Consider the following 14,946-nt stretch of genomic DNA (forward strand, 5'->3'; position numbering starts at 1 on the left):
CGTAAACCCGGCTAATACCGAAGATCCCTCGTTTTCGAAGAATCCTCACAAGTCTGACTTTTGTCCCCTAGGCTCCGACCGCGTGGTAGCCGCCGTCGACGTGGACGATCTCGCCCGTGGTGGCCGGGAACCAGTCCGAGAGCAGGGCACAGATCGCCTTCGCGGTCGGCTCCTTGTCCTCCAGATCCCAGCCCAGCGGGGCGCGCGCCGTCCAGGCGTCCTCGAACCGCACGAAGCCCGGGATCGACTTGGCCGCCATCGTGCGCAGCGGACCGGCCGACACCAGGTTGCTGCGGATGCCCTGCTTGCCCAGGTGCAGCGCGAGATAGCGGGAGGCCGACTCCAGCCCCGCCTTGGCCACACCCATCCAGTCGTAGACCGGCCACGCCTTGGCCGCGTCGAAGGTCAGCCCGACCACGCTCGACCCGCCGCCCAGCAGCGGCAGGCAGGCGGTGGCCAGCGCCTTGTACGAGTACGTGGACACCTCGAGCGCCTTGGCCACGTCGGCCCACCCGGCGTTGAGGAACTCGCCGCCCAGCACGCTCTGCGGCCCGAAGGCGATCGAGTGCACCACGCCGTCCAGCCCGTCCATGTGCTCGCGGACCTTCTCGGGCAGCGCCGCCAGGTGCTCCTCGCTGGTCACGTCGAGCTCGACGACCGGGGCGGGCACGGGCAGCCGCTTCGCGATCCGCTCGACCAGCGACAACCGGCCGAAGCCGGTGAGCACCACCGTCGCACCCTGCTCCTGGGCGATCTTCGCGGTGGCGAACGCGATCGACGAGTCGGTGATCACGCCGGTGATCAGCACCCGCTTACCGTCCAGCAGTCCGGACAAGTTCCCTCTTTCCGCGTCGTTCCTCAGTGGTAGCCCCGGGCGGTGTCCGGGCCTCGGATGCCGCCCGGGCCTACCACTGGCACTCCCGGTGGTGGGTCTGGGCGGTCAGTGGCCCATGCCGAGGCCGCCGTCGACCGGGATGACCGCGCCGGAGATGTAGCCGGCCTTGTCGCCCGCCAGCCAGGTCACCACGGCCGCGACCTCGTCGGGGTGGGCCAGGCGGCCGGCCGGGACCGCCGCCAGGATCTCCTTGCGGCGCGCCTCGGTCAGCGCCTCGGTCATGTCGGTCTCGATGAAGCCGGGCGCCACCACGTTGGCCGTGATGTTGCGGCTGCCCAGCTCGCGAGTGATCGACCGGGCCACCCCGACCAGGCCGGCCTTGCTGGCCGCGTAGTTCACCTGGCCCGCCCCGCCGAAGAGCCCGATCACCGACGAGATGAAGATCATCCGGCCCCAGCGGGCCCGCAGCATCTTGGCCGACGCGCGCTTGGCCACCCGGAACGCACCGGTCAGGTTGGTGTCGATCACCCGGCTGAACTGGTCCTCGGACATCCGGAGCAGCAGCGTGTCGTCGGTGATCCCGGCGTTCGCCACCAGCACCTCGACCGGACCGAGCTCGGCCTCGATCCGGGTGAACGCGGCGTCGATCTGCTCGGCGTCGGTGATGTCGCACTGGACGCCGAACATGCCGTCCGGGGCACCGCTGCCCCGGTGCGTGATCGCCACCCGGTCACCCTGCTCGACGAACGCCTGCGCGATGGCCAGGCCGATGCCACGGTTGCCGCCGGTCACCAACACGGTGCGGGCCAACGGGAACTCCCCTCATGTCATACCCAGGTATGAGTGCAAAGAACGGACCACGGACCGACGCGAGCCTCGCCCCGCCGCCGTAACCTGCTGGGAATGGAGACTAGCGGCCTGGCCGCGACCCACGAAGCCACGGGCCCGTGGTGGGCGCTGCGCCGCCTCTGGCTCGGCCCGAGCACGCGACTGCCCGCGCCGCGCAACCTCTTCCTGCGCTACGCCGCGCCCATCGCCCTGCTCGGGCTGATCGGCCTGGCCGTGTCCAACATCTCCTACCTCCGCGACAGCCGCGCGATGACCGCCTGGAGCGCGCTGCTGATCTCGGTGCTGACCATCGGGCCGCTGATCCTGGCCGTGCGCAACCCGGTGGTGGCCTGGCGGATCGCGTACCCGATGCTCGTCGTCGGTGCGATCGGCGCCAAGGCCAGCGACGCCTGGCCGTGGGCACCGGTGCAGATCCTGGCCTTCCTGGCCGGCATGCTGATCATGGCGTTCACCCAGGACACGTCGATCACCGTGTGGGCGACCGGGTTCAACATCGTGATCCCGTTCCTGTTCACCGACTCGGGCAACGCCTACGGCGCGGCGCTGCTGTTCGCGGCCGTGCCGCTGCTCGGCGACGTGGTCTCCCGGCGCCGGCACAGCCGGGCCGAGCTGGCCGAGCAGACCGAGCTGACCGAGCTCGAACGCGCCCGCCGGGCCATCCTCGAGGAACGCACCCGGATCGCCCGCGAGATGCACGACGTGGTCGCCCACCACATGTCGATGATCGCGGTGCAGGCCGAGACCGCGCCGTTCCGGGTCTCCGGTCTGAGCGATCCGGCCCGGGCCGAGCTGGCCACCATCGCCGACTCGGCCCGGTCGGCGCTGGCCGACATGCGCCGCCTGCTCGGGGTGTTGCGGGCCGACGAGCAGCAGGCCCTCAAGGCGCCGCAGCCCGGGCTGGACGAGCTGTCCGCGCTGGTCGACAAGGCTCGGCAGGCCGGGGTGGAGCTCAGCGTGGAGGCAACACTGCTGACCGCGGTGCCCGAGGCGGTCGGGCTGGCCGCGTACCGCATCATCCAGGAAGGTCTCGCCAACGCGGCCCGGCACGCGCCCGGCCGGCCGGTACGCCTCGAGGCCCGCGCCGAGGACGACCATCTCATCCTGGTGATCCGCAACGAGGTCGGCGCCGACGGCCCGGCGACGGACGACAACGACGACGGGCACGGCCTGCGCGGCATGCGGGAACGCACGGAGCTGCTGGGTGGCACGCTGCGTGCGGCGCCGGACGGCGCGGGCGGGTTCCGCGTGGAGGCAAGATTGCCGTACGCGGAGGAGCCGGCCCAGTGATCAAAGTGCTGATCGTCGACGACCAGGCCATGGTGCGTCAGGGCTTCGGGGCGCTGCTCTCCGCCCAGACCGACATCGTGGTCGTCGGCGACGCCGAGGACGGCGAGGCCGGCCTGAGCAAAGCGCGCGAGCTCGGCCCCGACGTGGTGCTGATGGATGTCCGGATGCCGCGGATGGACGGTCTCGAGGCCACCCGGCGGCTGCTCGGCGGCCGGCCACCACTCGACGAGAGCGGCCCGCGGGTGCTCATCCTGACCACATTCGACCTCGACGACTACGTGTACGAGGCCCTGCGTGCCGGGGCCAGCGGCTTCCTGCTCAAGGACGCGCCGGCCGCCGACCTGGTCAACGCCGTGCGCGTGGTGGCCGCGGGCGACGGCCTGCTCGCACCGACGGTGACCAGGCGGCTGATCGCCGAGTTCGCCGCCCGGCCGCACACCGACCGCCCCCGGCCGACCGCGCTCAACGCCCTCACGCCACGTGAGACCGAGGTATTACGGCTGGTCGCCCGTGGCCGGTCCAATCAGGAGATCACCGAGGAGTTGGTGGTCGCCGAACAGACCGTGAAGACCCACATCGGACGGATCCTGGCCAAGCTCGGGCTGCGCGACCGGGCCCAGGCCGTGGTGTTCGCGTACGAGTGTGGTCTGGTGGCGGTCGGCGAGTAGGACCCCGGTATGAGGCCGTAGTTCGCACTCCGGTCTGACGATCTTCCACCGGCCGTGGCCGCACATTGCGGCCCATGTCGAAGTTCCTGTTGAGCGCGGCGGCGCTGCTCCTGATCACACCGATTCCAGTCGCCTCCCCCGCGGTCGTACGGTCGCTCGCCGGCCGGGCTGTTCCGCCGTTCGCCAAGGCTTCGCTGTCCGCGCTGCCTTCGCTGACCGGGTCCCTTTCGCGTTGCGCGCCGTCGCCGGCCAGAGCCCCTTCGTGTTCCGCTTCCTTGTTCGCCGGGGCGGCCTTTCCGCCGTTCGCGGTGGCGTACCGGGCCGCGGCGGCTGCGATGCGTCAGGCCGGCGGCGCGTACGCCAACTGGGCCGACAGCAGCCGGCACTTCCTGTCCTTCGACCCGACCGGCGACGGCACCGCCGCCGAGGTGGTCGGTGACCTGGCCACCGCCGACCGGATCGTGGTCGTGGTGCCCGGTGTGGACAACGCCCTGAAGGACTTCGACCGTGGCCTGGGCAGCGTGGCCCGCCGGGCCCCCGCGGTGCAGGCCCGCGCGATCTGGTGGAAGCTGCGCACCACCGACCGCGACGCGAACGTGGCCGTGATCGCCTGGCTCGGTTACGACCCGCCGGAGGGCATCGGCCTGGCCGCCGTCCGCGAGCAGCGGGCCCGGGCCGGCGCGCAGGCCCTGTCCCGCTTCGTCCAGGGTGTGCACGACCGGCGTCCGTCGGCCCGGGTCACCCTGGTCGGCCACAGCTACGGTGCCATTGTGGTCGGTCTGGCCGCACCTCATCTGCCGTACGTACATGACGTGGTCGCGCTCGGCGCCCCCGGCATGGGCGCGGCCCACGCCGGCGACCTGGGCGGCGCCCGGGTGTGGTCGGCGCTGGCCCCCCGGGACTGGATGCGCCGCATCCCCCAGCTGCGCGTCTTTGACCTGGGCCACGGCCGCCGACCGTCCGACCCGTCCTTCGGCGCCCTGCCCCTCCCCACCGCCGGCGTCGACGGCCACGACTACTACCTCACCCCCGGCTCAGCCACCCTCGACGCCCTCGCGAACGTAGTCCTCGGAACGGAGGCCGCGGCATGACCACCCCGGCGAACACAGCCCCCACAGCCACCCAGCCGGCCACCCCCGCCCCGGCGCACGCCCAACCCGCGACCACCGCCCCGACAGCCGCCCAGCCCGCACCCACCACGGCAACGCCCACCCAGCCGCCGGCCACCGCCGCACCAGCCGCCCGGCTCACGCCCACCGCCCCGCCGACCGCCCAGTCAGCGACCACTGCCGCAACGCCCGCGCCGACGGCGACCACCGCCCCCGCGTCCGCGCATTCGGCGACCACAACCTCGCCGGCCGCCGCCTTGCCGACCGGCGTTGCGGTGGGCGCCGGGCGCGACCGGGGGATCGACGTCGTCCGGGCCGTCGCGGTGGCCGGCGTGGTCGGCGGCCACTGGCTGGTGACCGGCCTGGTCATCGGCGGCGACGGCGCCTGGCATCAGGCGAGCCCGCTGTCACAGATGCCCGCCCTGGCCCCCGCCTCCTGGTTCTTCCAGACCCTGGCCCTGCTGTTCTTCGCCGGTGGCTTCGGCGCCGGTCGCCCCCGCCCCAATTCCCCATCCCGGAACACGAGCGGACCGCCCCAGCGCACGAGCGGCCAGGCCGGCCCGAGCGGGCAACCCGACACAGGCGAGCAGCCCCAGAGCACGAGCGGGCAACCCGACACAGGCGAGCAACCCCAGAGCACGAGCCGGCGGCCCGGGAACACGAACCAGCAGCCCAACACGAGCGGGCGACCCGACACAGGCGAGCAACCCCAGAGCACGAGCCGGCGGCCCGGGAACACGAACCAGCAGCCCAGCACGAGCGGGCGACCCGACACAGGCGAGCAACCCCGGAACGCGAGCCGGCGGCCCCGGGCCGGCGCGCTCCGGCGGCTCGCGATCCCGGTGGCGGTGCTGCTGGGGACCTGGGCCGTGGTCCTGTTGGTCACCACGCTGGCCGGGGTGCCGTTCGGGACCCGGCGCACGATCGCGATGCTGGTGATCAGCCCGCTCTGGTTCCTGCTGCCCTACCTGGGCCTGCGCGCCGTCACCACGCCGCTGGCCCGGGCGGTCGACCGGGTCGGCCCGCTGCCGCTGGTGGCGCCGGCCGTGGCGCTGGTCGCCCTGTCCGACGCCGGGCTGCTGCCGCTGTGGGTCGCGGTGCCCGCAGCGTGGTCCGTACCGTGGATTCTCGGCATCGCCGTCGCCCGCCGCGGCCGTGGCTGCCTGCCGGCCCGCACCCTGATCGTTACCGGCACGGCCGCGATGGCTTTGCTGATTCTGGTCCTGCACTACCCGGCCAGCGCCGTGGGTGTGCCGGGTGACGGCCGCTCCAACCTCTCCCCGCCGTCGCTCTTCGCCGTGGCCCTCGGGCTGGCCCAGATCGGCCTCTACCTCACCGTGGCCAACCGGCTCGAACGGGGTCGGCCGAACGGACCGGTCCGACACCTCAACCGTGCCGCCCTGCCGATCTATCTCGGACATCAGTCCGTCCTGGTGGCTACCGTCGGCGCTGCCCACCTGATCACCGGCGGACCGGTGAACGGCCTGCTCACGGCCCCGGCCGGACCCCAGTGGATCTTCGCCCGACTGGCCTGGCTACCATTCCTCGCGCTCGTCCTCGCAGGCCTCATCCGGCTCGCGTGGCCGGCGACACGACGTTCCCGGGCGACTTGATTCCCGTTCGAGGGGTAAGCTGCCCAACGGCCCTGAAGCTACGACCGACGGAGGTGATCGCTGTGCGAGATAGCGATCCTCCCAGTCGTGGCCGGGCCGTTCGTCAGTGTGTCTGAGCCGCTGACGTAACCCTCCGCCCGCTCCCCCACCGTGCCGCCCTGCCCGCGGACCGGTGTTCGTCGTGTGCGCCGCGACCCTGGGGAGCCGGGTGCCGGCCGCGACGTCACGTGCGCGCTTTCCGAGTGCAAGAACCCCACGGAAGGTACGTCCGATGAGCCGTTTCGTCGCGCCCCTCACGTTCACCGCGGCCGCCGCCTGGGTGGTCATCGTGTTCGTCATCCTGCACGGCAACAGCTGAGTCAGCCTCAAGAGCGAACAACGAAGACCCGTATGAGCTACGGCAGGCGGGAAGTCCACAACAGACTCATGGCCGCGGCCACCAGCCCGAAGATCAGGGCGGCCCCGGCGTACCACTGGGTGACCTCGCGCGAGGCCACCCGGTGGCCGATCGAAGAGCCCATGTCCTCGTACACCTTCTTGAGCTCGCTCACCGAAGCGGCCTCGTAGAAGTAGCCCTTGGTGGATTCCGCGAGCTGCTGCAACGACAACCGGTCGACCGGCACGCGCTGCAGCTGCCCGCGGATGTCCACGACGCCGGTGTCGGTGCCGAAGGCGATGGTCGAGACGGGTACGTTCGCCGCCAGCGCCGCCGCGCCCGCGTCCTCGACCGACCGCCCGGAGGTCCGGTAGCCGTCGGACAGCAGCACGATCCGGGCCGGCGGGGCGCCGTTCGCGCCGTCGGACGGCACCGAGCGGATCGCGTCCAGCGACGTGAACACCGCCTCGCCGGTGGCTGTCGCCTCGGCCAGGGTCAGACCCTCGATCCCGGCGATGACCGCGGCGCGCTCCTTGGTCGGTGACACGAGCACGTTGGCCGACTTGGCGAAGGAGACCAGCCCGAGGTTGTAGGTGGGCGGCAACTCTTGCACGAACGCCTTGGCCGCTTCCTGGGCCGCCTCGAGCCGGTTGGGCGCCACGTCGTCGGCCTCCATCGACAGCGACACGTCGATGGCCAGCATGACCGTGGCCCGTTCGAGCGGCTCTTCCTTGTCGAGCGAGGGCCGGGCCATCGCGGTGCCCAGCGCGACCAGGCTGAGCAGGAACGCCCCGGCGGCCGCGTGGCGGCGCCAGCCCAGGCCGCGCGGGGCGAGGGTGCGGAGCAGGTCGACGTTGGTGAAGCGCATCGCGTACTGCCGCTTGCGGAACTGCCGCCAGACATAGAAGGCGGCCACCGCGAGCACCGGCAGCAGCGCGAGGAGCCAGATCGGTTGCAGGAAGCGGATCATCGGGTGGTCCCCCTGGTGCGTGCGTGTCGCTGGGCGGCGACGAATCTCACCGTGTCCAGGAGCCAGTCGGTGTCGGTGCGCAGCCGCAGGTGGGCCGCCCCGGCCGCACGCAACGCCCGGGCGATCGCACCACGCTGCTCGCCGGCCGCCTCAGCGTAGCGCGCCCTCAGGGCCGGGTCGGCGGTCTGCACCTCGTGCAGCGCGCCGGTCTCGGGGTCGGCCAGGGTGAGCACGCCGACGTCGGGCAGCTCGAGCTCGCGCGGGTCGACCACCTCGATGGCCAGCACGTCGTGCCGCACACCGAGCTTGCGGACCGGCCGTGACCAGGTGTCGACCGGCGCCAGGAAGTCGGAGATGATCACGGCGACACCCCGCCGGCGCGGTGGGCGGTTGAGCCGGTCGATCAGGTCACCCAGGTCGGTGCGTCCAGGCCTGATCTGGGTACGCGCCACAGCCCGCAGAAGTCCCTGTGCTTCCTTGCGCCCGGGGCGGGCGGGCAGCCGCACGATGCCACCGGGGTGCTCGTCCGGCAGCGCCGACCCCGACCCCGCCGCCGCGAAAGGCGAGCCGGGCCCACCCGAGCCGAGGGGGCCGGGAGCCCCGCCGGAGCCGGGCGCGCCGGAGCCGGCGGACGTCGACCCGGCCCGGGACGACCGCCGCCAACGGCCGAAACCACGCCCGGAATCGCGTACCGGCATGCCTGTCCCCGTACCCACCACCGCCCCGATCCGATTACCACCACGGACCGTGAGGTGAGCCATCGCGGCCGCCGCCGCGATCACCAGATCGCTCTTGAGCCACTGGGCGGTGCCGAAGGCGAGGCTGGCCGACAGGTCGATGGCCATCCAGGTCTCCAGCTCGCGGTCGGCCACGGTCCGCCGGACGTGCGGCGTCGTGGTCCGCGCGGTGACCGGCCAGTCCATCCGCCGGACGTCGTCACCGGCGCGGTATTCCCGGCTCTCGCCCGCCTCGCTGCCCGGCCCGGGCAGCAATCCCACGTAGTCGCCCTGGAGCAGCCCGTCGAGCTTGCGGGTGACCAGCAGCTGCAACCGGGACAGGACGGCCTCGGCCCGGGCTGTACCACCATCGGTGGCCGCCGGAAGGTCGGAGCCGGCCTGGGTCGTCACTGCTGGCCCGGCCAGACGTTCCCGGGCTGGGGCTGATGCGGTTGCTGCGGCTGTTCCGGAAGGGGAACGGAGACGGGCGCGCCGGACACCGGCTGGCCGTTCGAGGCGGCGCCCTGCCTCGATGCCACCGACGGCATCGGCACGCTCTGCATGATCCGGGCGACGATGTGGTCGGCCGGCACGTCGTCGGCCAGCGCGTCGTAGCTGAGCACCAGCCGGTGCCGCAGGATGTCGGGGACGATGTCCTGCACGTCCTGCGGCAGCGCGTAGTCACGGCCGCGGAGCAGGGCCAGCGCCCGGGTGGCCCGGACGATGCCGAGCGAGGCGCGCGGGCTGGCGCCGTACTGCACCAGCTGAGCGACGTCGGGCATGCCGTGCTGGGCCGGCGCACGGGTGGCCAGCACCAGCCGGACCGTGTAGTCGACCAGGGCGTTGTGCACGAACACCTGGTCGGCCCGGCGCTGCAGGGCGAGCAGGTCCTCGGGGGTGAAGACCGGCTGCGGCTCGGGCGGGCTCACACCCATCCGGTAGACGATCTCGCGTTCCTCGGCGTCGGTCGGGTAGCCGACCAGGATCTTCATCAGGAACCGGTCACGCTGGGCCTCGGGCAGCGGGTACACACCCTCCTGCTCGATCGGGTTCTGGGTGGCCATGACCAGGAACGGGTCGGGCACCCCGTGGCTCTCGCCGCCGATCGACACCTGGTGCTCGGCCATCACCTCGAGCAGCGCCGACTGCACCTTGGCCGGCGCACGGTTGATCTCGTCGGCGAGCAGGAAGTTGACGAACACCGGGCCGAGCTCGACGTCGAACTTCTCGCTCGACTGCCGGTAGATGCGGGTGCCGACGATGTCGGCGGGCACCAGGTCGGGCGTGAACTGCACCCGGGAGAACGTGCCGCCGACCACCCGGGCCAGGGTCTCCACGGCCAGCGTCTTGGCCACGCCGGGTACGCCCTCGAGCAGGCAGTGGCCGCGGGCGAGCAGGGCCACGAACATCCGCTCGACCATCCGGTCCTGGCCGACGATGACCCGTTTGACCTCGAACATGGCCCGCTCGAGCTGGGTCGCGTCCTCGGCCGGGGTCACCGGGGCCGGGCTGGTCTGGGCGTCGGGCGTGGTCGGCTGGGCCACCGGTCCTCCACAGCGGGTCTGGGTCGCGTCGGCTCGGGTGCCGACGGTCAAGACTTACACGAGCTTTCTGAGAGCGTACGGGGAGGCTGCTTTTACGCGCCGACCACCTTGACCACCATCAACCGATGGCGTCGATCTTTCTGCGCGATACGCCGGAACTCCCACGCCCCCGGGGTGGACGCGTCGGGCGACCACCTGTGTAAGATTCAAAGCGTCGTCGGGCGACTTCCCCCGTGGTCGCCCGACGGCGTAAAAGGCTCCGGCCCTGTGTCTGCAGAATGCGCAGACCAGGGCCTTTTGCATGTTTGCCTTGGGGGCCAAGCCCTCAGACCCCTGCTGTGGGCCAAGCCCCAGACCCCTGCTGTGGGCCAAGCCCCAGACCCCTGCTGTGGGCCAAGCCCCCAGACACCTGCTGGGGGGCTGCCTATGGTTGTTGCGTGGGTGAGGCGGATGTTCAGTGCAGTTCCAAGGGGTGCCGTGCGGCCGCGGGCTGGGAGCTGCGGTGGCAAAATCCGCGGATTCACACCGGCGATCGGTACAAGACCTGGCTGGCCTGTGACGATCATCGTCAATCGCTGGGCGACTTTCTGCGCGCGCGGAGCTTCCTGCGTGAGGTACGGCCGTTCACGCCGACATCTCCTAGGCTCTAGGGTGTGACCGTCAATGCCCTCGAACCGTGGCCTGACTCCGTCGAGTGGCGCCGCGTCTCGCCCAAGTTGATCACTGTGGAGTTGATCAGCCGCGGGATCCTGCTCCTGATCGTGATGATCGGCCTGGTCATCGGCTGGGTCGCCAGCGACCACTTCTGGCTCTTCCCGCTGCTGATGGGCATCAACCTGCTGCTGGCCGTCTGGCGCTCGATCATCACGGTCCGGGCGGTCAAAGCCTGGGGGTACGCCGAACGCGGCGACGACCTGGTGGTCCGCCACGGCCTGTTCGTCCGCCGGCTGTCGATCGTCCCGTACGCCCGGATGCAGTACGTGGATGTCACCGCCGGCCCCCTGGAGCGGGCGTTCGGGCTGGCCACCGTCCAGCTGCACACCGCCGCCGCGGCCAGCGACGCCAAGGTGCCCGGCCTGGCCCCGGAAGAGGCCGCCCGGCTCCGCGACCGGCTGACCGCCCTGGGCGAGGACCGGGCCGAGGGCCTGTGACCACCGACGCGCACCCCGACCCCCACCCGGCCGACCCGCGCCCCCCGGTCGACCACCCGGGCCCACCGGTCGCCCGCCCAGCCGACCCGGGCCCACCGGTCACCCACCCGGGCCCGCCGCCGGTCGGTCCGGACGCCCAGGGCCGGGCCGCGGACAGCCCGGTGGCCGAGGAGCCGCGGCGGCGGCTGCACCCGCTGAGTCCGCTGCTGCACGGGGCCAAGTCGATCGCGGTGATCGTGGTGGCGCTGTCCTGGCAGACGCTCGCGCAGATCGGGTTCGAGCGGTTCGCTCTGGTCGTACTCGGACTGGCCGTCGCCGTGGTGATCTTCTCGTTGGTCAACTGGCTGAACACCGGCTACCACGTGGTCGGCAAGGAGCTGCGGATCCAGGACGGGCTGCTGTGGCGGCGCAACCGGGCCATTCCGCTCGAACGGCTGCAGGCGGTCGAGGTCCGCCGGCCGCTGCTGGCCCAGCTGACCGGCCTGGCCGAGCTGCGGCTCGAGGTGGTCGGCGGCAGCAAGACCGAGGCGCCACTGGCCTATCTGACCGTACGGGACGCCGCCGCCCTCCGGGAGCGCCTGCTGGCGCTGGCCGGGCGTACCCCCGAAGGCGTTGCCGCCACAACGCCCAGGGTGACCGGCGCACCCGCCGTGGAACAACCCCTCCTCCGGGTCCGCAACAACGACGTCGTGCTCAGTCAGCTCCTCACCCCGCAGGCGTTCCTGCTGCCGTTCGGCGCCGCCTTCGTGGTGGCGCAGGCCGTGCTCGAGGGCGCGTGGACGTTCATCGGCATCGCGTCGACGGTCACCGCGATGGCCGGTGTGCTGCTCCAGCCGGCGCGCCGGGTGCTGCAGGACTGGGACTTCCGGCTGGCCCGGGACGCCGGCGGCCGGCTGGTCGTGCGCTACGGGCTGCTCGAGACGCGCAGCCAGGTGGTTCCGCTGCATCGGGTGCAGTCGGTCGGGGTGACCTGGCCGTTGCTCTGGCGCGGCAAGCGGTGGCTCCATCTGAGCCTGGACATCGCCGGGTACGCCGGACCGCAGGGCAACGGCAACGACAAGCGTTCCGACCGGCTCCTCCCGGTCGGCGACAACGACACCGGCCGCGCGCTGATCTGGGACGTCCTGCCCGGCGTGGACCTGCTCGCGCTGCCGACCACGCCGCCACCCGACCGCGCCCGCGTGCTGCACCCGTTCGCGCTGCGCAGGTACGGCGCCGGCCTGTCGCCCGAGGTGTTCGTGACCCGGTGGGGCTGGCTGACCCGGCAGATGTCGGTGGTCCCGTACGCCCGCCTGCAGAGCGTCCGCGTCGTCCAGGGCCCGATCCAGCGCCGCCTGGGCCTGGCCACGGTGTACGCGGACACGGCCGGCGGCCGGGCCGGCGTGGCCCACGACCGCGACCTTTCCGAGGCCTGGGCGCTGGCCGACGAGTTGTCCCGCCGCGCCCGTGAGGCCCGCAACCTCGCACCCCTGGCCACCGGCGAGCTCTCCCCGGCCGCGCCGTCCACGGACGACGAGGTCTGGCAGCGTCCCTAGAATCACGCGCATGGAGTTTCCGGAGTTCGCTCCCGGCCTCAGCGCCAAGCTGGAACTGACAGTCACCGACGCCGACACCGCGCAGGCGGTCGGCTCCGGCGACGTGCCGGTGCTGGCCACGCCGCGGGTGCTGGCCCTGGCCGAGGCGGCGACGGTCGCCGCCACCGCGCGGCAGATGCCGGGCGGTGTCACCACGGTCGGCACCCGGGCCGAGGTCGAGCACCGCGCCCCCACCCCGCTCGGCCGCACGGTCACCGCCACGGCCACGCTGGCGAAGGTGGACGGCCGGAAGCTGACCTTCGACGTCACGGTTCGCGACGGTGAGCAGGTGGTGGCCGACGTGCGCGTCGAGCGGGTGCTGCTCGACCGTCAGCGCTTCATCGAACGAGCCACCACCCCATAGTCATTTGCCTAAAGGCTTTAGGCAAGCTATGAATAGTTCATGGCACGTGCGGGTCTCACCATCGAGAAGCTCGTCGCGGCCGGCGCCGAGCTGGCCGACGAGGTCGGCTTCGAGCACGTCACCGTGTCCGCGGTGGCCCGCCGGTTCGACGTCAAGGTGGCCAGCCTCTACTCACATCTGAGCAGCTCCGACGATCTGCGTACGCGGATAGCCCTGCTCGCCCTGGCCGAGATGGCCGACCGGGTGGCCGCCGCGCTGGCCGGTCGCTCGGGCAAGGACGCGCTGGCCGCCGCGGCCAACGTCTACCGCGACTACGCCCACCAGCACCCCGGCCGGTACGACGCCGCCCAGTTGCGCCTCGACCCGGCCACCGCGGCCGCGAGCGCCGGCCCCCGGCACGCCGAGATGACGTTCGCGATCCTGCGCGGCTACGACCTGCCCGATTCCGAGCGGGTGCACGCGGTCCGGCTGCTCGGCAGCATCTTCCACGGCTACGTCCGGATGGAGCTGGGCGGCGCCTTCGACCACAGCGTGCCCGGCACCGGCGAGAGCTGGCCGCGCGTCCTCGACGCCACCGACGTCATGCTCCGCAACTGGCCCGAACCGAAAGGCTGATCCATGGACGAATTTCTGAAGGGCCACGCCGAGGTCGAGCGGACCGCCGACGGTCTGGTGCCGCACCGGCTGCCCGCGTGGGCCCGCGCCCAGTGCCCCGACCCCCAGCTGGCGATGGTGGAGAGCAACCCCTCGGGGGTACGCCTGGCCTTCCGCACCCGCGCGACAACGATCGAGCTCGACTCGCGCCGCACCGTGATCGGTTTCGCCGGCGTCCCGTTCCGCCCGGACGGCCAGTTCGACCTGGTGGTGAACGGCGAGCTGGTGGGCCGGTCGACCGCCACCGGCGGCCACCGGGTCACCATCGACATGGCCACCGGCAGCGCCACCACCACCCCCGGCCCGGTGCACACGGCCCGCTTCACCGAGCTGCCCGAGGGCGACAAGAACGTCGAGATCTGGTTGCCGTACCAGGAGACGACGGCCCTGATCGACCTGCGCGCCGACGCACCGATCGAACCGCAGCCGGACCGCGGCCGCCCGGTGTGGCTGCACCACGGCAGCTCGATCAGCCACGGCTCGAACGCGGCCGGCCCGACCGCGATCTGGCCGGCCCGGGCCGCCGCCGTGGCCGGCGTCGACCTGGTCAACCTAGGCCTGGGCGGGAGCGCGCTGCTCGACCCGTTCACCGCCCGGGTCATGCGGGACACCCCGGCCGACCTGATCAGCGTGAAGATCGGCATCAACATCGTGAACGCCGACCTGATGCGCCGCCGCGCCTTCGGCCCCGCCGTGCACGGCTTCCTGGACACCATCCGCGACGGCCATCCGGACACCCCGCTGCTGGTGATCTCGCCGATCTGGTGCCCGATCCACGAGGAGACGCCCGGCCCCGGCGACTTCGACCGGGCCGCCCTGGCCGAGGGCAAGTTGCGCTTCCGGGCCACCGGCGACCCGGCCGGCGTGGCCCGCGGCCAGCTGACCCTGGGCGTCATCCGCGAGGAGCTGTCCGCCGTGGTGGCCCAGCGCGCCGCCACCGACCCCAACCTCCGCTACCTGGACGGCCGCGACCTCTACGGCCCCGACGACTACGCCGAGCTCCCGCTCCCCGACGAGCTGCACCCGGACGACGCCGCCCACGCCCGCATCGCTGACCGCTTCACCAAGGCCGCCTGGCTCCCCTCCTGACCACCCCCAAAAAAGGTGGTAGCCCCCCGCACACCGCCCGCTCCTACCACCAAACCCAAAGCGGTAGGAGCGGGCGGCATCGGCGCCCCGGACACCGCTCGGGCCTACCACCAAAACCCAAAGCGGTAGGAGCGGGCGAGATCGGCA

14 protein-coding genes are annotated in these 14,946 nt (G+C 72.3%); 9 read left to right on the forward strand and 5 right to left on the reverse strand.

What is annotated here, in order from left to right; all coding sequences use genetic code 11:
- Window positions 1-67: 67 nt before the first annotated feature.
- Both fabI and fabG read right to left on the reverse strand, forming a co-directional pair.
- Entirely contained in the window at window positions 68-835 is a 768-nt protein-coding gene (gene fabI / locus ACGFIO_RS19460) for an enoyl-ACP reductase FabI (RefSeq protein ID WP_392827655.1), read from the reverse strand.
- Between the two features lie 105 nt (window positions 836-940).
- Window positions 941-1,645: a 3-oxoacyl-ACP reductase FabG gene (gene fabG, locus ACGFIO_RS19465; RefSeq protein ID WP_392827656.1), complete on the reverse strand. Its 705-nt coding sequence runs from the start codon at window positions 1,643-1,645 to the stop codon at window positions 941-943.
- Between the two features lie 93 nt (window positions 1,646-1,738).
- Here fabG and ACGFIO_RS19470 point away from each other — a divergent pair, with 93 nt between their 5' ends.
- The 4 genes from ACGFIO_RS19470 to ACGFIO_RS19485 all read left to right on the forward strand — a co-directional run bounded on the left by ACGFIO_RS19470 (window position 1,739) and on the right by ACGFIO_RS19485 (window position 6,361).
- Complete coding sequence (locus ACGFIO_RS19470; protein WP_392827657.1) at window positions 1,739-2,971, forward strand: sensor histidine kinase; 1,233 nt, start codon at window positions 1,739-1,741, stop codon at window positions 2,969-2,971.
- Window positions 2,968-3,639: a response regulator gene (locus ACGFIO_RS19475; protein ID WP_392827658.1), complete on the forward strand. Its 672-nt coding sequence runs from the start codon at window positions 2,968-2,970 to the stop codon at window positions 3,637-3,639. Before ACGFIO_RS19470 ends, ACGFIO_RS19475 begins: the two co-directional genes overlap by 4 nt.
- Before the next feature lie 74 nt (window positions 3,640-3,713).
- Complete coding sequence (locus ACGFIO_RS19480) at window positions 3,714-4,730, forward strand: alpha/beta hydrolase (protein ID WP_392827659.1); 1,017 nt, start codon at window positions 3,714-3,716, stop codon at window positions 4,728-4,730.
- Window positions 4,727-6,361 (forward strand): acyltransferase family protein, encoded by a 1,635-nt coding sequence (locus tag ACGFIO_RS19485; RefSeq protein WP_392827660.1) that lies wholly within the window; start codon window positions 4,727-4,729, stop codon window positions 6,359-6,361. Before ACGFIO_RS19480 ends, ACGFIO_RS19485 begins: the two co-directional genes overlap by 4 nt.
- Before the next feature lie 395 nt (window positions 6,362-6,756).
- Here ACGFIO_RS19485 and ACGFIO_RS19490 read toward each other — a convergent pair whose 3' ends face one another.
- The 3 genes from ACGFIO_RS19490 to ACGFIO_RS19500 are packed head-to-tail and all read right to left on the reverse strand — an operon-like array spanning window position 6,757 to window position 9,967.
- Complete coding sequence (locus ACGFIO_RS19490; RefSeq protein WP_392827661.1) at window positions 6,757-7,707, reverse strand: VWA domain-containing protein; 951 nt, start codon at window positions 7,705-7,707, stop codon at window positions 6,757-6,759.
- Entirely contained in the window at window positions 7,704-8,849 is a 1,146-nt protein-coding gene (locus ACGFIO_RS19495; RefSeq protein WP_392827815.1) for a DUF58 domain-containing protein, read from the reverse strand. Before ACGFIO_RS19495 ends, ACGFIO_RS19490 begins: the two co-directional genes overlap by 4 nt.
- A complete protein-coding gene (locus ACGFIO_RS19500; RefSeq protein ID WP_392827662.1) occupies window positions 8,831-9,967 on the reverse strand; it encodes an AAA family ATPase in 1,137 nt (378 codons plus the stop codon). The genes ACGFIO_RS19495 and ACGFIO_RS19500 overlap by 19 nt, the downstream gene beginning before the upstream one ends.
- A gap of 653 nt (window positions 9,968-10,620) precedes the next feature.
- On the opposite strand from ACGFIO_RS19500, the gene ACGFIO_RS19505 reads away from it, so the two are divergent.
- The 5 genes from ACGFIO_RS19505 to ACGFIO_RS19525 are packed head-to-tail and all read left to right on the forward strand — an operon-like array spanning window position 10,621 to window position 14,799.
- Entirely contained in the window at window positions 10,621-11,118 is a 498-nt protein-coding gene (locus tag ACGFIO_RS19505) for a PH domain-containing protein (RefSeq protein WP_392827663.1), read from the forward strand.
- Window positions 11,115-12,653 (forward strand): PH domain-containing protein, encoded by a 1,539-nt coding sequence (locus ACGFIO_RS19510; RefSeq protein ID WP_392827664.1) that lies wholly within the window; start codon window positions 11,115-11,117, stop codon window positions 12,651-12,653. Before ACGFIO_RS19505 ends, ACGFIO_RS19510 begins: the two co-directional genes overlap by 4 nt.
- Window positions 12,654-12,663: 10 nt before the next feature.
- On the forward strand, window positions 12,664-13,056 hold the full coding sequence (locus ACGFIO_RS19515; protein WP_392827665.1) for a thioesterase family protein: 393 nt from the start codon (window positions 12,664-12,666) through the stop codon (window positions 13,054-13,056).
- A gap of 39 nt (window positions 13,057-13,095) precedes the next feature.
- Window positions 13,096-13,671 (forward strand): TetR/AcrR family transcriptional regulator, encoded by a 576-nt coding sequence (locus ACGFIO_RS19520; RefSeq protein WP_392827666.1) that lies wholly within the window; start codon window positions 13,096-13,098, stop codon window positions 13,669-13,671.
- 3 nt (window positions 13,672-13,674) lie between these two features.
- Window positions 13,675-14,799: a GDSL-type esterase/lipase family protein gene (locus tag ACGFIO_RS19525; RefSeq protein ID WP_392827667.1), complete on the forward strand. Its 1,125-nt coding sequence runs from the start codon at window positions 13,675-13,677 to the stop codon at window positions 14,797-14,799.
- Window positions 14,800-14,946: the final 147 nt, after the last annotated feature.

Source organism: Actinoplanes sp. NPDC049265, from assembly GCF_043197135.1.
Classification (GTDB): Bacteria; Actinomycetota; Actinomycetes; order Mycobacteriales; family Micromonosporaceae; genus Actinoplanes.